At 42.7% G+C, this 18,399-nt stretch carries 16 protein-coding genes; 11 read left to right on the top strand and 5 right to left on the bottom strand.

Features of this window, described 5'->3' with window-relative positions; all coding sequences use genetic code 11:
- Positions 1 to 53 precede the first annotated feature (53 nt).
- The 5 genes from ACWI_RS13970 to ACWI_RS13950 all read left to right on the top strand — a co-directional run bounded on the left by ACWI_RS13970 (position 54) and on the right by ACWI_RS13950 (position 5,698).
- A complete protein-coding gene (locus ACWI_RS13970) occupies positions 54 to 821 on the top strand; it encodes a DeoR/GlpR family DNA-binding transcription regulator (RefSeq protein WP_070372056.1) in 768 nt (255 codons plus the stop codon).
- 367 nt (positions 822 to 1,188) lie between these two features.
- A complete protein-coding gene (locus ACWI_RS13965; RefSeq protein ID WP_070372055.1) occupies positions 1,189 to 2,343 on the top strand; it encodes a uroporphyrinogen decarboxylase family protein in 1,155 nt (384 codons plus the stop codon).
- A 28-nt stretch (positions 2,344 to 2,371) separates the two neighbouring features.
- The gene (locus ACWI_RS13960; protein WP_070372054.1) at positions 2,372 to 3,004 is read left to right on the top strand and encodes a cobalamin B12-binding domain-containing protein; all 633 of its coding nucleotides are present in this window, start codon (positions 2,372 to 2,374) and stop codon (positions 3,002 to 3,004) included.
- 96 nt (positions 3,005 to 3,100) lie between these two features.
- Positions 3,101 to 3,913 (top strand): methyltetrahydrofolate cobalamin methyltransferase, encoded by an 813-nt coding sequence (locus tag ACWI_RS13955; protein ID WP_070372053.1) that lies wholly within the window; start codon positions 3,101 to 3,103, stop codon positions 3,911 to 3,913.
- A 297-nt stretch (positions 3,914 to 4,210) separates the two neighbouring features.
- Positions 4,211 to 5,698 carry an FGGY family carbohydrate kinase gene (locus ACWI_RS13950; RefSeq protein ID WP_070372052.1) on the top strand — a complete coding sequence of 496 codons (1,488 nt, stop codon included), beginning with the start codon at positions 4,211 to 4,213 and terminating at the stop codon, positions 5,696 to 5,698.
- A gap of 255 nt (positions 5,699 to 5,953) precedes the next feature.
- On the opposite strand, the gene ACWI_RS13945 is transcribed toward ACWI_RS13950, so the two are convergent.
- Positions 5,954 to 6,952 (bottom strand): dihydroxyacetone kinase subunit DhaK, encoded by a 999-nt coding sequence (locus ACWI_RS13945; RefSeq protein WP_070372051.1) that lies wholly within the window; start codon positions 6,950 to 6,952, stop codon positions 5,954 to 5,956.
- A gap of 276 nt (positions 6,953 to 7,228) precedes the next feature.
- On the opposite strand from ACWI_RS13945, the gene ACWI_RS13940 reads away from it, so the two are divergent.
- The 3 genes from ACWI_RS13940 to ACWI_RS13930 all read left to right on the top strand — a co-directional run bounded on the left by ACWI_RS13940 (position 7,229) and on the right by ACWI_RS13930 (position 9,846).
- Complete coding sequence (locus ACWI_RS13940) at positions 7,229 to 7,942, top strand: LytR/AlgR family response regulator transcription factor (protein ID WP_070372050.1); 714 nt, start codon at positions 7,229 to 7,231, stop codon at positions 7,940 to 7,942.
- The gene (locus tag ACWI_RS13935; protein WP_070372049.1) at positions 7,939 to 8,799 is read left to right on the top strand and encodes a sensor histidine kinase; all 861 of its coding nucleotides are present in this window, start codon (positions 7,939 to 7,941) and stop codon (positions 8,797 to 8,799) included. Before ACWI_RS13940 ends, ACWI_RS13935 begins: the two co-directional genes overlap by 4 nt.
- 114 nt (positions 8,800 to 8,913) lie before the next feature.
- On the top strand, positions 8,914 to 9,846 hold the full coding sequence (locus ACWI_RS13930; protein ID WP_070372048.1) for a sugar-binding transcriptional regulator: 933 nt from the start codon (positions 8,914 to 8,916) through the stop codon (positions 9,844 to 9,846).
- 88 nt (positions 9,847 to 9,934) lie between these two features.
- Here ACWI_RS13930 and ACWI_RS13925 read toward each other — a convergent pair whose 3' ends face one another.
- Positions 9,935 to 11,860: a DUF2207 domain-containing protein gene (locus tag ACWI_RS13925; RefSeq protein ID WP_070372047.1), complete on the bottom strand. Its 1,926-nt coding sequence runs from the start codon at positions 11,858 to 11,860 to the stop codon at positions 9,935 to 9,937.
- A gap of 260 nt (positions 11,861 to 12,120) precedes the next feature.
- Positions 12,121 to 12,678, bottom strand: coding sequence for a LemA family protein (locus ACWI_RS13920; protein WP_070372046.1), 558 nt, complete (start codon positions 12,676 to 12,678; stop codon positions 12,121 to 12,123).
- A 236-nt stretch (positions 12,679 to 12,914) separates the two neighbouring features.
- Here ACWI_RS13920 and ACWI_RS13915 point away from each other — a divergent pair, with 236 nt between their 5' ends.
- The 3 genes from ACWI_RS13915 to rbr all read left to right on the top strand — a co-directional run bounded on the left by ACWI_RS13915 (position 12,915) and on the right by rbr (position 16,029).
- On the top strand, positions 12,915 to 13,568 hold the full coding sequence (locus ACWI_RS13915; protein ID WP_070372045.1) for an HAD hydrolase-like protein: 654 nt from the start codon (positions 12,915 to 12,917) through the stop codon (positions 13,566 to 13,568).
- Between the two features lie 9 nt (positions 13,569 to 13,577).
- The gene (locus ACWI_RS13910; protein ID WP_084633709.1) at positions 13,578 to 15,359 is read left to right on the top strand and encodes a phosphoenolpyruvate carboxykinase (ATP); all 1,782 of its coding nucleotides are present in this window, start codon (positions 13,578 to 13,580) and stop codon (positions 15,357 to 15,359) included.
- Positions 15,360 to 15,432: 73 nt separating this feature from the next.
- Positions 15,433 to 16,029 (top strand): rubrerythrin, encoded by a 597-nt coding sequence (gene rbr, locus ACWI_RS13905; RefSeq protein WP_070372044.1) that lies wholly within the window; start codon positions 15,433 to 15,435, stop codon positions 16,027 to 16,029.
- Between the two features lie 73 nt (positions 16,030 to 16,102).
- On the opposite strand, the gene ACWI_RS13900 is transcribed toward rbr, so the two are convergent.
- Positions 16,103 to 17,221: an Ldh family oxidoreductase gene (locus ACWI_RS13900; RefSeq protein WP_070372043.1), complete on the bottom strand. Its 1,119-nt coding sequence runs from the start codon at positions 17,219 to 17,221 to the stop codon at positions 16,103 to 16,105.
- A gap of 32 nt (positions 17,222 to 17,253) precedes the next feature.
- Positions 17,254 to 18,372 carry an alanine/ornithine racemase family PLP-dependent enzyme gene (locus ACWI_RS13895; protein WP_070372042.1) on the bottom strand — a complete coding sequence of 373 codons (1,119 nt, stop codon included), beginning with the start codon at positions 18,370 to 18,372 and terminating at the stop codon, positions 17,254 to 17,256.
- Between the last annotated feature and the right edge of the window lie 27 nt (positions 18,373 to 18,399).

Raw genomic sequence — 18,399 nt, 5'->3', positions numbered from 1 at the left:
ATAACCATGAGCTTGATAAATATAAAAAAGAACACATATGAGGAGAAACTGAGATGTTGCATATTGATCGTAGAAAAGAAATTTTAAATACAATTATGAACAAAGGTTCGGTTAAAGTTGCCAGTCTTTCGGAAAAATATGGTGTGGGTGAGGCGACAATCCGTCGGGATTTAAAATATCTGGCGGAGGAATATGGGATTACATTATCTTATGGTGGGGCGTTTAGAAAAGAAAAAATAAACTATCAGACGACCTCGGAAATGGATATTTATAAAAAACGGACCCAGAATATTGAAGAGAAGCGGTTAATTGCTCAAAAAGCGGCAAAGATCATTGATAATGGTGATACCATTGCGCTTAATGCCGGTAGCACAGTCGAGCTGATTCTTGACTATATCGAAGATATTCAGGATGTCAATTTAATAACGCTTTCACTGAATGTGGCCTTAAAAGCCTCGGCCATTTCTGGAATAACAGTCTATATGCCGGGAGGAAAGCTACGTAGTTTTTCTGGTGCCTTTTATGGGAAAGAGGCGAATGAGTTCCTAAAAACATTTAATATTGATAAGGCCTTTATGGGCGTCATGGCAGTATCGATTGACAAGGGGATTACCCATGGGGCGTTTGAAGAGGTAGAAATCAATCAAACTATTTATGAAATCAGCAGTAAATGTTATCTGTTGGCAGACTATTCGAAGTTTGATAAGGTTGCACTGACAAAAATGGTTGATTTAAATGTTTTTGACGGTTTTATTCTTGATGATAAAACTCCGGAAATTTATCGGGAATATTGTAAGAGCAATAACATCGAAATAATATAAAGATAATAGTTTCAATTATGGTATTGTATTAATGCTTTGGGACGCATCGAAAATGACGATGCGTTTTTTTATTTGATGAAAGGATTTTTGGAAAACGACAGTCAAATAAGATGCTATAAATTCGTAAAAAATAAACATTAAATTAATTAAAAAAAAGCATATTTGTTCGATTAAATCAAACATATTAACATAAAGTTAATATAATGTTAATATAAAACTATTATATAATATTGACAAGAAGATGACATCGTGTTATATTGTAGTTGAAATAAGCGGTAAAGTAAAATATTTTACGAAATAAAAAATCGAGGCCTCGAAAATATCTAAGAAAACTGCGAATTAATTATGTGTAGAAAGAGAGGAAATAATGAATTCAAGAGAAAGAGTGATGGCAGCAGCCAATCACCAGGAACCAGACCGGGTGCCAGTTGATATGGTACTGACGATTGATGTGTACCGCGATATGAAAAAGTTATTGGATATGGAATATTTGCCAGAGAACCCCAGGATGGGTCGATGGACTGAAGTTCAGATGCCAATTGAGATGATCAAAAAACTCGGGATTGATATGTATTACATTTCCCCGCGATCCGGTGTTTCGGTTCATACCAAGAGTTTTGAAGACGGCAGTTTTACTGATGAATGGGGTTGTTACTGGAAAAAAACTGCCATTGATGGCGGACATTTCTACTTTGAACTGGTTAATCCACCATTGGCACATGCAACATCTATTGAAGACTTGGAGAACTATATCTGGCCGGATCCTGAAGATCCAAAACGTTACGCCGGACTAAAGGAAGAAATGAACGAGGTTCGGGAAACGACGGATCTCGCAATTCTGGCAAAATTTGCCGGAGCGGTCTTTGAACTTGCAACCTATATGCGGGGCCACGAGCTTTGGTATCGGGATATCGTCAATAATCAGGAATTCGCCCATGCTCTAATGGATAAAATCTGTCAGATTCAAAAACGCACCAATGAAGTTATTATGGCTGAGGTCGGTGAATACGTTGACATTTTAAGACTCAGCGGAGAAGATCTGGGGATGCAGGATCGTCCACTGATGTCGCCAAAAACATTTAAAAAAGTTGTAAAACCCCATTTAAAAGAACATTTTGAACATGCCAAAAAGACCTTGCATCAATACAATCCGCAAGCCAAGATTATGCTGCATTCCTGTGGAGCTATCAAACCATTTATCGCAGATTTGATTGATTGCGGTGTGGATGTGCTTGACCCGGTTCAACCAGCAGCAGCTAATATGAATCGTTATGAATTGAAAAAGGAATTTGGGAACGACATTGTTTTTCATGGCAATATTGATATTCAAAAGATTTTGCCTTTTGGTACAAAAGAAGAGATTACCCACGAGGTTCGTGATGCGATTAGAGCTTTAGCACCTGGCGGTGGATTTTTATTATCCCCGGCACACAATGTACAGGGTGATGTCAGTGCAGAAAATCTGGTGCACATGGTAAAATGTGTTCATGAATTCGGAAATTACCCCATCAATTTAGAATAAAACGTATAAAAAAGGACAGGTGAAAAAAGTGGAGATTTTAAAAAAAATAGCAGAGACGCTTTATGACGGCGACGAACGGGCCATGCCGGGTTTAGTTCAGGAAGCCATTGATGTCGGTTGTGATGCTCAGGAAGTTCTTGATGCGATGATGGCGGGGATGGCGATTGTTGGCGAAGAATTCAGTCGTGATGAACTTTATATCCCGGAAGTATTGTGTTCATGTCATGCGATGATGGAAGGATCGAAAGTATTAAAACCTTTATTAACCGATCAGGACTCGAAGTCGCTGGGAACTGTTATTCTGGGCAGTGTTCAGGGAGATATGCATGATATCGGGAAAAACCTGGTGGGGATGATGCTCGAAGGTAGGGGCTTAAAAGTAATTGACATCGGCATTGATGTGCCAGCCGAAAAATTTGTTGAAGCGGCCATTGAGCATCACGCTGACATTGTCGCCTGTTCGATCTTGCTCACCACTACCATGCCGGAAACTCCAAAGGTTGTTAAAGCGTTTGTCGATGCGGGCATTCGCGACAATGTCAAAATTATGATTGGTGGCGCACCCATCACACAGGATTTCTGTGATCGAATGGGATGTGATGCCTTTGCGAAGGATGCTGGTGGTGCAGCTGCTCTGGCTGTTGAACTGTGCCTAAAATAACAACTAGCTAAATCAGAATAAAGAAAACCAATTGTGGTTGTTGCATAAATCACTTTTGTAAAGTAAAAATGCAACAACCAGTACACAGGAGAAGACATGATAATTATCGGAGAAAAAATTAACGGAACCATTCCGTTGGTCAAAGACGCTATTGAAAAAAGAGATTCCGCTTTTATCGCTAACCTGGCGATCACGCAGGCAGAGGCGGGTGCAGATTATCTTGATGTTTGCGCCAGTACCGCACCGGAACTGGAGATCGAAGCCCTGAAATGGCTCATGGATGTTGTTCAGGAGGCCACTGAGACACCACTGTGCATTGACAGCCCCAACCCCCGGGTTATTGAAGCTGTTTTTAAATATGCGAAACAACCAGGATTGCTGAATTCAATTTCGGGGGAGGGAGATAAATGTGACGTGTTGTTGGCGTTGCTGGCAGGAACCGCATGGGAAATAGTCGGCTTAACCTGCGATGATCATGGAATTCCCAAAGATGTTGAAACGAAGGTAAAGATCACCGAAATAATGGTTGAAAAAGCAGCAAAATACGGCATTGCACCGGATCGGATTCATCTTGATCCCTGTTTATTGGCACTGGCGACTGATAACGAATCGTTTATAAATTTCATGGCGGAAATCAGAGCGATCAGAGCTGTGTACCCGGACATACATATTACGTCAGGATTAAGTAACATTTCATTTGGGTTGCCAGGACGGGCTCAGGTTAATCGAACCTTCATGGCACTGGCAATTCAAGCGGGAATGGATTCAGCGGTAATGGATCCAACGAACAAAGATATGATGGCAACAATTTTTGCGACCGATGCGCTACTTGGACAAGACCGGAATTGCCGAAGGTACAGTAAAGCATTTCGTACCGGGATCATTAGTCCAAATAAAAAGAAAGTCTGACGGACGTACGTTTTAACGAAATGAATCATGTCAATCTCTGAAGTTGCCTTGGAATAGATTGGATGCTAAAAATCAAAGTGTTAATTCAGTTAGCCCATGCCCTCCAATTTATTTGTTTGCATTCCCTATTTTGCAATCAAAACAAACCATTATTTTTCATTCTAAGGCAACGTCAGGGATTGACTTATCGAAACGAAGATGTAAACGTTTGTTTGCGATTAGGACCAATGAATACACACAGACATTTTAGTAAATCATGTTAGGAATTACATAAATTAAATTTAAAAGGAGTAAGAAATGAAAAAGTATGTACTCGTCATTGATGAAGGAACCTCCGGTACGCGAGCTTTGATTTTCAATCAAAAACTGCAAATTGTAGCTCAGAGTTATGAAGAATTCACCCAGTACACCCCCAGTGAAGACAAGGTCGAGCATGACGCCGTGGAAATTTACGAAAAAAGCGTGGCTATGTGTCAAAAGGCGATTGGCGAGGCCATGATTTCACCGGAAGAAATTGCCTGCATCGGGATTACCAATCAGCGGGCAACATGTTTGGTATGGGATAAGCTAACCGGTGAACCCTTATACAATGCCATCGTTTGGCAGGATACCCGAACCGCCGCCTTCTGTCAGGAATTAAATGCTGGCGAATGGGGCGAAAAAGCAAGAAAGACCACCGGTTGGACATTGGGACCGGTTTATTCTTCGATGATGCTGAATTGGTACATTAATAATGTGCCTCTGATCAAAGAAAAAATTGCGACTGGCGAAGCCCTCTTTGGTACCATCGATACCTGGCTGATCTGGAAATTAACCGGTGGAAAAAAACATGCCGTCAGTTATTCCAATGCCTCGGTTATGGGCAGCCTTGATTTAAGAACCGGGAAATGGTATGAGGAATTCCTTGCTTTTCTTGGCATTGATACAAAAATATTTCCAGAAATCATTACGGACTCCGGAGATTATGGAGTCGTGCAGAAAGATATTCTGGGTGCAGAAATTCCGATTACCGGTGTGATTGCTGACCAACATGCGGCCTTATTTGCCCAGGGATGCCGAACGGCAGGCACCGGAAAAATCACCAATGGTACGGGCTCATTTTTGGATATCAACGTTGGTACCGAATGCGTCATTTCTGATCAGGGACTGAATACGGTTATTGCCTGGAAACTTGGAAATGTGATGACGTATGCCCTGGAAGGATATGAATCGGTGACTGGTTCTGCCGTTCAATGGTTGAGAGACGGCTTGGAAGTGATTGCCGAGTCCAGTGATACTGAAGCCCTGGCCCGATCCGTAGAAGATACCAATGGGGTGTACTTTGTTCCAGCCCTGGCAGGATTGAGCGCTCCTTATCATGATCCTTTTGCCCGGGGAACGATATTTGGCATCACCCGGGGAACGAAGAAAGCCCATCTGATCCGTGCCACCCTGGAAGGGATCGCCTTTAGACTAAAAGATATTATGGATGTTGTGGCTAATGAAGCTGGCATAAAGATGAAAGCGATACGGATTGACGGCGGAGCCTCAAAAAACAACCTATTGGCGCAAATGATGGCGGATATGATGGATGTTCAGGTAGACCGTCCATTCTCGGTAGAGGCAACCAGTTTAGGTGCGGCAGAAATGGCAGGACTTTATGTTGGGTTATGGAAAGAAGCAGATTTTGATGCAGCCCTGACGATTGAAGCAAGCTTTACCCCGGAAATCGTTGCTGAGAAACGCAACAAAGCATATGATGGATGGCAGGAAGCCATTAAGCGTTCAATGAACTGGAACTACTAGGGGTAATCAAAATAGCATCATGACAGAAGGTTTATGGTTAGTCTTACTGATCGGAACATAATGATTTGATGTTTGTTCCAAAAAAATAGAGTATTATGAAATCATAGCCCCTGCAAATTCAGATAATTTGCAGGGGCTAATTTTGATTAAGACACCGATTGATAAAAAAGTGGGAGACAAAAATGAAATTATTTTCTGTGAACGATTAACAATCGCAAAGTTCGCTGTGGGTACTTCTAGTAGAATACATATCGGCTATCGCACCAAATAGGGCGTGCGTGCCGGGGCGTTCCAATATTCGAGGTACTGTTCATTCATGCGAGCAAAAAATAACTGAAAGCCTGCTTGTTCCTGAACCGTCAGAACTTCTTCAACCCAATTGGCCACAATCCGGATGCCCTTGGAGCTCAGATATTTGTGCACACATCTGAAAATAATCAACATTTCCATAACGGTGGTGGCTCCGGTTCCATTGACAATAACCATGATCTCTTCACCAGCACATAGGCTTAAATCGTCAATCAGTAAATCTGTCATCAGGATGGCTGTTTCATCGGCAGTTTTCATTTTGTGTCGACCACCGCCGCCTTCGCCATGCTGGCCCATCCCAATTTCCATTTCATCGGTACCGAGGATGGCAAAAGCTGAACCATTTTGGGGATGGGTCGCAGTTTTATTGGCTACCGCAATGGTTGCCATGTTATCGGCAAAATTCTGAGCAATAGCGGTAATCTCATGGAGTGATTTTCCCAGAGCAGCAGCAGCACCAACAATTTTATAAAGTGGGACACAGCCCACCAGCCCCCGGCGTCTGTCGGCATCACAACGTGGTGCATAGGCCACGTCTTCTCGGGTTACAACCATTGATACCTTCATACCGATTCTGTTTGCCTCTTCCATGGTACGGGTGCCAACCAGCATGTCGGCGGCATGATTTAACACAACTAAAAGAGTCCCCTTGCCCTTGTCTGCAAGTTGAAGCGCCTCGAGGACTGCCTTATGCCCTGGTGCTGCAAAAATATCGCCAACAACAGCAATGTCAATCATTCCTTCACCAACAAATCCCTCCAGTGCTGGCTCATTACCCGATCCTCCCAAGGCGACGATGGTAACCCGGTTAGCGGTTTTTAGGCCCTTGTTGATAACAAGGTTATTTGGTTTTACCTCAAGTAGAAAGGGATTGGCAAGAGCAAGGCCTTCAAGTAATTCGGAAGTGATATTTTCTGGTTTATTAATAAACTTTTTCAGATTCATGACAGAGGTTCCTTTATTAGAGTTTGAATGGTGGTGCCCCAAAACTGATCCTGGGTAAGTATCCAGAACTGGGATAAAATCAGCACGGTATTGGATTGATAAAATATTAGCAAATATTGTTGATTAAAACAATATCGATGTCATGAAAACTAAATCTAATGTCACCAAAATCAAAACTATGGTTTAAATGAACGTAAAAGATTGTAACCCGGACGGTTATAAGATATAATATATTAATTAATTAAGATAAGATTATGGATAGAAAAAGGTGAAAGAATGTTGAAAATTGCGATTTGCGAAGATGAGGAACAACATAAAAAAATTCTGGTAGATTTAATTGGACGGTATCCATTTGAAGCAGAGTATTGTTTGACCACATTTAAGCATGGCTATGAACTTGTTGAAGCCAATCGCACGGGCATAAAATTTGACATTATTTTTCTTGATATGCGGTTGGATAACGAGGATGGAATAGATGTTGCTAATGAAATCAGAAAAACCAATGCAACAGTGCGGATTATTATTACAACCTCATTAATTGAATATGCCATCCAAGGCTATTCGGTTAATGCCAGTGATTTTTTATTAAAGCCACTGCCGGAAGAAAAGGTGTTTCATGTTTTGGAGAAACTTGAGCATGATATCAGGTTGTCAAAGAATAATTATCATGAAATCGAAATAAATAATGAACGCGTATTTATAAAATGTGATGAGATTTTATATTTTGAGAGTCTCGGTCGAAAAATTAAAGTAGCAACCTTCGAGTCCGAATATGAATACTATTATACGATTTCAGCACTGGAAAAAGAATTGGATTCGTTGCGGTTTGTCTTGTGCCACCGATCTTATATTATTCATTTGAAAAATGTCAAGAGCATCAAAACAAAAACTGCAATTTTGAAAAATGGTACGATGATTCCGATTAGTCCCAAACGAAATCAGAAAGTATACGATGCTTTTACCCGGTACATGGCAGGATTAATCGAATGAAAGCTTCATTAATCATTCGGAATATGATGCTCTTTAGTATTCCGTTTATCAGTTTCATTATCGGTTTGAACCTCTACTTTATTGATGTTCATGCTGATAACCGGCATCTGCTGGGGATTGTTTCTCTAGGGGCCCTGGTCTACATCAACGTCGTTATTTTTGTGATCTTAAATGTTCTCGAGCATGAATCGGAAAAGATCAATCAATATAAAAATGCTAATGCCCAATTGGAACTGCAACAGAAGCACTACAAAGAAATGCTCGAAAAGAACCACGAAGTACGGGGATTGTGGCATGATATGAATAATCATCTGATTACGCTGGAGTATTTGATCAAAAACCATGCCAGTGATGAAATTGAAAATTATCTGCGGCAATTTCACGAACTGCTCCAAAATTCTGCAGATCTGAACCGATCAGGAAATCATGTGGTGGATGCACTGCTGAATTATAAGATTAAGGTTGCCGCCGATCATCAGATTAATTTTGTCCACTACATTGCCATTCCAGAAAAACTGAAGATTAACAGCATTGATTTATCCATCATTTTGGGAAATCTCCTCGATAATGCCATTGAGGGGTGTATGCGGGATTGCCGACGGAATCAGGAAAAAATCATTAAGTTTAATATGTATTATAAGCGGGAGAGCTTACTGATTGATATCGAAAACACGGTTGATGAAAAAACGATTCAAAAGTCAGGAAACAATATTGTAAGCAGCAAGCGGAATGACGCAGATCATTATGGATACGGGATTTCTAATGTTAAACAAGTCTTAAAAAGTTACCAAGGAAATATGGTTTATCAAATTCTTGATGACCGCTTTAAATGCACAATTCTGATTCCGCTGGATTAGTGTACTCTGATCACAACCATACAAGCAGTGAAAAATGGTCTTTGTAAAATTGACAAAAGCCAGTGGATGCGATATATTATACAGGCATTTATAGCGTTAGGTTGAGGTGGTTTGTTGAAAGAAAAAGAATTGTCCCGTTTAATCCATGTCGCTCAATTGTATTATGAGCAAAATAAAACCCAGTCGGAGATTGCCAACGAATTGGCGATATCCCGACCTGCGGTTAGCTATCTTCTGAATAAGGCCAGAAAAGCAGGTATTGTAAAAATTGATGTCTTATCCTACTATCGCACAATCAGAGGACTCGGTAACGAGTTGTGTGACCGTTTTAATCTCAAAAGTTGTCACGTGGTCTCACTCCCGGAGGATCTTTATCAGACCGGTGCTGAAGTTTTACTGGAATTCTTACCCAAAGCGAAGCTGTTGGGGCTGGGTTGGGGTTATAATACCAACAAAGTAATTTCTGCTTTACCCCAGCAAAAACGGGGGGGGATCAGCGTTGGAATAATCTGCCCATTAATCGGTGCAATAACAGCACCGCAACAGGGATACCATCCCGATGAACTGGTCAAAGAGCTTGCCGATAAAACCGGCTATCACGGGGAGTATCTTAATTGCCCGGCTATCTCTGCCACGGCAGAGGAACAACTGGAAGTGATGGAGTCGGACGATTTTAAACAAGTTGAGGATTATTGGCGACGACTTACGACGGCGTTTATAACCCTGGGCAGCTATCCTTCCGTACCGGATCATGGGTCGGCGATGCGGTTTGGAAAAAAACTGATCGATGAAAAAGCGGTGGGCTGCCTGCTTTCATATTTTTTTAATCCCCAGGGGAAACAGATACGGAGTGATGAGGACTATTCGATCCAAATTCCGCTTGATCTGTTGGCCCGAGTACGCGATGTGATTGGATTTGTACCCCAGGAAGCCAACGTTTTTTCAGTAATCAGTGGTTTAAAAACTGGGTATATTAAGCATTTGGTGATCACTGAAGCGTTGGCAAGTGACGTAATCAAACAAATGGATGAACAAAAAAACGTCTAATACAAAAAACGCCGGAGCAATGTGATATGCTCTGGCGTTTTTTTAAAGCATGATATTTTGTTGATTATACTCGGTGAAAGAAAGCGCCTTACCAGCTGCCACCGCCGCCACCGCCGCCACCGCCGCCGGAGAAACCACCGCCGCCGGAGAAGCCGCCACTGCCAAATCCTCCGGATCCGGAGTTGGGCGGAACAATAATATCCGATGTGATTGTGTTCATGCTTCGCATTAAACTCGATACGAATAACACTGAAGTAAAATTGTTGCCGTAAGTGGTGCCATAATACCAGTTGGGCTGCTCAATGGCAATCGACTCAAAATTTTTGGCCCATTTGTCGGTTACCCCCAATACATAGGCGTAGGGCAAAATATTGAAAAAATACTGGGGGTTTTCATTGACCAGGGCCAGAATCCGGTCTTTTTCAGCTTTCTCAATAAAGTTTTTAAAGCCAAGTACCTGACCCAACCATAACCGACCCGTTTCTGTTCGCTGGGTAGCAATAATTTGAAAAAAGGCGGTGCCGAAGGTAGCTCCAAGTGCCAACAGTGCTGGCAGAAGTGAATTGTATTCCAAGAGAAAATTAACAACGAGTAACAGGAGCATCGCTACAAACAGGATTATAATTCCCAGGATCAGGCGTCCCACTGTTTTTTTTCGGGCTACACCCTTGCGATTGCGCAGGGCAGAGGTGATAATATTAGCGCCGACAATCGTGGGAGCAGCGGCAAAACAGGCGACAATCCCGATAAAAATCAGACCTTCAAAAAATGAGGTCAGCATGCCAAGTTTATAGGCGCCATTAATGACATAAGCTAAAAGCGGCAGCGTCATAAAAATACTGATGACCGCCAGACCGATTTTTGAAGCTGGAGTAAAGATTTGATGATCAGGGAGATCAAAATAACTTTTAATCTGTTCTTTGGTGGCCACGATGGTGTCGTAAAAACTGGCTGGAACACTGACGGTTGAAAAACTGTCTTTTTGATCAAAAAGATTATTGAACAAGGTATGCTCAAAATCTTCAGCGTTTTCGGGAAGATTTTTAACCTTATGGAAGATGAATTTTTTCTTGTCAACCTGTTCAATGGTCATATAACCCTTATCGGCCCAATACATCAGTAGAGACATAACCTCTGGTTTATCCAGGGCACCATCGACAATAAAACCGATTTGGGAGGGGGTAAAATTCTGTGGCGGATAGAATTCTACGGTTTCCACCGGTTTTTTATCCCGTCCGGTGAAGAGCCAAATCAAGGCACCGCCAAGCAGGGACAGGCCAAAAATAAGATACATAAAGGGGAGAAACTCATCGCCTGTAAAGGCACCGACAAAATACCCGTTTGGCAGATTGATTTTAAGGGTGACTCCTTGATAATTGGAAAGGGGCCGGTTTAAAGTGCCCTCAATGGTGTTTCCGCTGACGGTAAAATCAACAGCATCGGTGATGTTGCTGCCGTAGCCGCCGGAGATAAATTCTACCTGAGTTGGATCAAAGGGCTTTGGCATGATAATTTTGAAATGGGCGTTTTCAATGCTGGTATCCCAATTCTGGGGAATAATGTTAAAGTACACATCATCCATACTGTCAATTTTGTCATCGCCGGGATTCCAGACGTAGGAAATCGGATACGTTTGGGTGCCGCTGACATATTTGTCGCCATCCCCAATTTGAATCACGACATTGCCATTTTCTGTGGAGGTCTCATAATTAAAATTATCCACAGTGACATCAATTAACCGGGCATTGTAGGATGTTTCTACCGGCTGTCCGTTGATCTCCCGATAAAATGTCCCGCTATAAGGAATATAGCGATAGATGCCGTGGCGGGGCTCTGTAAAGGTGACCGTGATGTTTTCCTGAACCTGATAGGCGTGGTTTTCCTGAACGTTCATGGTAACATCATACTGGTTGATATCAAAATATTCCTGGGCAAAGGTGCTTCCCGGAAAAATACTTCCTAAAACAAGAAAGACAAGAAGTGTCAGAATGATCGGTTTGATTTGCTTTTTCACATGGTTTACCTCCCAAAAGTTTATAAAGACGGTGCTGTAAAAGCACCGTCAGAGGTTGTCGATAAACTACCGTACCGACCAATTGGTAATCTGTTGTACGCTGCGGAATCGGACAGGCTCTGCCGTGTCCGCTCCGATGCGTACAACATGATCTAACAATTGTCGGTACTGGGTTAGCTTTTTTGACAGTCTGAGACGGTGTTGTAAAAGCACCGTCAGTTTTGTTGTAATACATGAATAACCCGTTAAACCAGCTTAGCTTAGTTAAATTTAACCTGAACGTTTTCCCGTTCGGAAGCAGACCCGACTTCAAAGAAGGGTTGTTTTTTGAATCCAAAGATACTGGCAACCAAATTACTGGGGAAGGATTCAACCTTGGTGTTCATGGTGCGGACAACGGCATTATAGTATTTTCGTGAGTTGGCAATTTCATCTTCCAGCATTTTTAACTGCTGCTGTAAATCCAGAAAATTGCTGTTTGCCTGCAGTTGGGGATAGGCTTCAGCAACTGCGAAAAGGCTTTTTAAGGAGCCGGATAACGCGTTTTCATTGGCAATTTTTTCATCAATGCTGGTTGAATTCATGGCGGCTGTTCGGGCTGCCGTGACCTTGGTGAAGGTTTCTGATTCATGGGTGGCATAACCTTTAACCGTTTCGACCAGGTTGGGAATCAGATCATATCTCTTTTTAAGATAAACATCCATGGTGGAAAAGGCTTCTTCCACCTGATTTTTAATACTGACAAAGCTATTTCGTGATAAAATAAGCCATAGACCGATGATCACAAAAAGACCGAGAATAATTGGAATAGCAATCATTTTTTATAATCCTCCTTAAACAATTTTACTGGTATTATTATATCACGTCACCATACGGGCCACAATATAATTAAGGGATACTTTTGATTGGGGAGAAAGTCGTTAAATAGTATCCTTCTTTGACGATTTTATCCAGTTTAGAGTAATATTTTGCCTTGTTGGAAGGTAGCTTCTATATTATAATTAATACGAACAAAAATTCTGAATGAATTATAAAAAGTTGACAAGGAGAAACGATGAGTTATTCACATATACTATTCGATCTGGATGGAACCCTGATCGATTCGAAAGAAACAATCCGTTGTTCGTTTGAATATGCCCTGAAAAAAATGAATGTTCCTGATCCGAAAGTCACAAATGTTGATGCTTTGATTGGTCCACCGATGCTTAAGACGTTTCAGGATATTTATGGCTTTTCATTGGATGAGGCTAGAAAAGGCTACGAATTTTACTTGGAAGAATATGTAGGTAATGGCCAGATGTACCAGGCCAAGCTTTACCAGGGCGTTAAAGAGACCATTGCCACACTCTGCGAAAAAGGCTGTTTCCTGGCCGTAGCGACAACAAAAAACGAAACCAATGCACGGAAAATCGTTGAGCGTTTGAAGCTTGATATTTCAATTAATCGAGTTTATGGAACATATAATGATGGAACTCGCAGTAACAAGAAAGAAATCATTACGAATCTTTTAGACGACAATGGAGTCAAGGATTTAGCCGATGTAGTGATGGTTGGGGATCGTCACTTTGACATCATTGGTGCCAAAGAAGTAGGAATTGATTCAGTGGGGGTTACTTATGGTTGCGGCAGTGAAGATGAACTACGACAGGCTGGAGCCACCCACCTGGTTAGCAGTATTATCGAACTATTGGAGATAGTAAATATCTAGGAGGAAAACATGGAATCAAAAAATATTAATTTGGAACGGACAGCTTTGATAAAGGGTGATCTCAAATTCACCAATTTTGGCCAGATTATTAAGTCCACCCTGTTCAAAAAATTGGTCAGAACCTTCATTGATGAATTGACTGTAAAAAAGTCCTATCTGTTGCGGACCTTGGAGCCATTTAAAAATAGCAAGGGCGAGTTTAATGAAACGGCCTTCATTGATTTTGTTTATCTACTGAATATTAATTCGCTGGATGAGATTATCCAATCCGGATATTTTGATATCCAGTTTACCTATGAAGAATATTCCCAGCTGTTTCTGGGATTTCTGGAAGGGTTTTACAACTATTGGCGCAGTATTCAACGTTTTATGATTAAAACCGATGAATACAGTCCGGACGAAAATACCAAACGATCCAAGGCTTATTCCCTAGCCTCCAACAATGATGCCTTCAAAAAAATGGTGTTGGATCTTTATCGCAATATCCACTTCAACGTCACCGGGAAAAGCGTCAGCATTTACCGGCAGTTGCCCAGTGGTGCTCAGGTAGCTTTTCTAACCGACAAATTTGAGTTTGATCGGGGGGTTAAGAGCAAAAATGATTCACTGTACAAGGTACCCTACGTCTGGGAGGCAATTTTTGAACCACCAGTGATTTTTTATACGCAGTCCAGCAAGCGTGATGGGATTTTTCCGGTGAAGGATAAACGGATTTTACAAAAATTCTACCTGGATTGCGATGAATGGTTCGCCATTCCCGTAAAGGTCGGCCGTTTATTGTCGATTGTTTATGTTCAAAAAGAATTTTTAGCCCTGGGAGCAGGCTTATTTAATCTTTTTGAAATGGCTACTCCAGAAGAATTTACCAAACAAAAACCAGATGCGGTGGTATTTTTTGGATTGGACGGAGCGCTTTTTGAGGATGATGAAAAATTGGGCTTTGTTGCAAAAGAAGATGACGTCTATTATGGACTCTTGCCAGATACTGCAGAGATTGACTACTTTGGTTATATGAAAAAAATGATGCTGACCCTGCATAATGTTATTCAGATTGAAAAGAAGGCCATGCCGGTTCATGGCGCATTTGCCAAGATTCGGGTTGGTGGCCGGAAGTCAGCCAACATCATGCTGATTGGCGATAGCGGGGCCGGTAAATCGGAAACCCTGGAAGCCATCAATAAGCTTCCCAAAGAGCTGGCCTGTGACTTTGATATTTTGATCGATGATATGGGTTCCCTTCATTTTAATAAAGAAGGCGAGCTGATGGCCGTAGGTACCGAAATAGGCGCCTTTGTCCGACTCGATGACCTCCAGCCGGGCTACGCCTACAGTACCATGGACCGGAGTATTTTTATGAACCCCAATATCGTCAATGCCCGGGTCATTGTACCGCAGATGTCCTATGAAGAAATTTCCAGATCGACCCGGGTGGACTTTGTTTTTTACATAAATAACTATGAAGAAATCTCAGAGTCGGCCCCCGCCATCGAACTGTTTAATGATCTGGATCAGGCCTACGCTGTCTTTTCTGAGGGCAAGCGGATGGCCAAGGGTACCACTGGAGAAGTGGGGATTACGACAACCTACTTTGCAAACCCCTTTGGCGCGGTGCAGTTAAAAGACGAGCATGAAAAAATTGCCAAGAAAACATTCAAAAAAATGCAGGAAACAGGGGTACAAATCGGTATGATCCGGACCCAGTTGGGCATTCCTGGCTATGAACAGAATGGACCGTTCCAGGCTGCTCAGGCACTGATTCAGTTTATAGATATGCTAAATAAATCAGAATAATTTAGATGTTTCATTTTTGCCAAATCTGGTATATAATTAGAGTAAGTTTATAATCATTATAAGGGAGGAAAAAATGGGTAAATTACAAGGAACACAGACGTTAGTTAATTTAATGACATCTTTTGCAGGTGAATCTCAGGCAAGAATGCGCTATACGTATTTTGCATCCATCGCCAAAAAAGAAGGTTATGTTCAGATCAGTGAGATCTTCACAGAAACAGCCAACAATGAAAAAGAACATGGTGAGTTGTTCTACAAGCACATTGCGGCCAATGAATACACATTGGGCAATGCGGTTGAAATTCCAGTAAGTGCTACTTTCCCAGTTGCCCTGGGGGATACCAAAAACAATTTATTGCATGCAGCTTCCGGAGAAAACGAAGAATGGAACGAGCTTTATCCGAAATTTGCGGAAATCGCCAAACAGGAAGGCTTTGACGAAATAGCCGAAACCTGGCTTCAGGTTTGTGTCGCTGAAAAGGCCCATGAAACCCGTTATCTGAAACTGGCGGCGAACATTGAGTTAGGCCGTACTTTCAAACGGTTCAGTGATGTCAAATGGAAATGCGGCAACTGTGGTTATATTTATGAAGGTGCTGAAGCACCTGATGAATGTCCAGCCTGCAAACATGCCCAGGCCTATTTTGAATTATTTGTCGAAACCTATTAAAAATATAATTGTAAAAGTAAAAAGAAACGGGGTTTAATCCGTTTCTTTTTGCTTTCTATTAAGAAAGCTTTCGTTATTTTTCAAATGGGAAGTGGTATTGTTTAAGTCCCAATTCGGCTTTAATATCGAGAATGTCTTTAATCAGCGCTTCATTTACCGGGGTGCCTTTGTCTTTGCGATCGAGCCAGACTTCATACTCCTTTTCACCGGCGGTATAGATTCGTTCCTGACCGGGCATTTTCTCTGAGGCCCGAAGGTCTCTTAAGATGTCGCCGGTGATTTTCTTGAAGGATTCTGGTTCGGTAAAGTTTTCGATGTTAATAGCAATAAAGAAATGGCCAAGATGGTAGGGCTGAGCCTTGCCATTGGCGTCAAAACCAAGTAGGCCTTTTAAGAAAGACCCGCTCTGGAGGGCCGCCGAGAGGATTTCCACGAAGGTGGCATAACCATAACCCTTATAGCCACCGGTGTCTTCGCCGATGCCGCCCAGCGGTGTCAGGGCAGCCTCACCTTTGACTAAATCGATCAGGATCTGTTTAGTATCGGTACGGCTTCGTCCCTGGCGGTCAATGACCCAGCCATCGGGGAGATCCTTGTTTTCCCGGTCATAAACTTCAATTTTACCTCGCTGGGAAACTGAGGTGGCGCAGTCCAGCACAAAGGGGAAGGGCTCATCACTGGGTACCCCGACGGTGATGGGGTTGGTGCCGAGCATGTTTTCGACCCCAAAGGTTGGTGCAATCGACGGACGGGCATTGGTGCCGGTCATCCCGATCATATTGTTTTCGATGGCCATCAGCGGATAGTAACCGGCAAAACCATAATGGGTGGAATTTCGGACGACAGTCATTCCCATGCCGTAGATCTTGGCTTTATCAATCGCCATCTGCATGGCTTTTTTAGCAATGACATGGCCCATGCCATCGTGACCGTCGATGACCGCAGTGGTAAACGTTTCTTTGACGACTTCAAATTCCGTCACCGGATTTTGGATGCCCTGCTTGATTCGGTCGTAGTAGATTGGTTTTAAACGGCCGATGCCGTGGGAATCAATTCCCCGTTTATCGGAGCTAATCAGGATGTCGGCACAGATCTTGGCGTCTTCTTCAGGTACGCCAATCCCTTTTAAGGCATCGGTCATGAATGCTTCCAGAATGTCAAAGGGGATGCGGTAGGTGGTTTCGTCTTTCATTAATAATTCTCCTTGTCTAATTCGCTATATATTTATTGGGTGATAACAATTTTGTCAACATAAGATGAAGTGGCAGCGTGAAGCGCCCCGACGTAATCGCAGCGCAGGCTGATGATGTCGCCGACCTGATAGGTGGTTTTGGCATCGCTGACGTCAATCACCAGATGATCGGAACTGGAACCTTCGATGGTCAGTCCCGGCAAAAGGGGAAAGATATGGTCAGTATCGGTGTCCTGGCGACCCAGACCGCAGATGGCTCGACGACGGATTCCTTTATCCTCAAAGGTGGGGATTTCGCCGAAGGCATTGCGCCCGATTTCACCAACGGGATAGGTGGGTTTATCCTGCAACTCAAGGATCTCAACATCCAGAATAAAGGCATCCTGATGGAGATAATCATAGCAGTGATAATAGGCCGACTCCCGTCCAAACAGGATCACATCGCCCAGTCGCAGGTTGTTGATTTCCCCAGGAAGCGTTTCATTGTCGACCAGATAATAGGCGCTGGAATTCCCACCGGAAACAATCTCGCAGGGAAGCTGATAATTTTCTTCAATCCGGGCTTTAACCTTAAAAAAAGCCCCAAAGGTTTGGGGAGTGGGGATGGTGGCACCAACGCAGGTGGCATTGGTGGCAATACCACGGAGTTTGATATTTTTCATAGCGGCAATTTCTTTAATATCCTGATCCAGTTTCGCAAAAGCGGCTGCGATTAAGGCTTCAATTTCTGGTTTAGCGGGATTTCCGTCACCAATAAATAGACCTTCACGCAGATCCCCCAGGTCAAGCATGTAGAGGATGCCATGGATTTTGCCCTGAGCCTGGGCCGCCTGATTTAACAGCCGGATGGTTGTTATTTCGCTGTTTAAAGATAGTGTCGCATAGGCAACGGCATGATTAACCTCACTGGGCATCGGCACCCGGATCAGCCATTTTTCACAGGGTAGTGGGGCCAAATTTTTAAGGTTTTTTATCCGGGAATCACCGATTGTGGTGGCGCCTCCATCCAGAAAAGCCTGGGCAATTTCCAGGTTGCCGCCGGTACATTTAGTGACAGCAGTGACAGCGACCCCTAATTTATTGGTGCGCTGGATAATGGCTTGCGTATTTTCAACTATTTTTTGCTTATTGATTTTAAGTAAGGGATACATAAATGCTCCTTTGCAGTTTTCTGGAGT

This window comes from Acetobacterium wieringae (assembly GCF_001766835.1).
Taxonomy (GTDB): Bacteria; Bacillota; Clostridia; order Eubacteriales; family Eubacteriaceae; genus Acetobacterium; species Acetobacterium wieringae.
The sequence above is the reverse complement of the archived record's forward strand: the minus strand, read 5'-3'. Positions and strand labels throughout refer to the sequence as shown.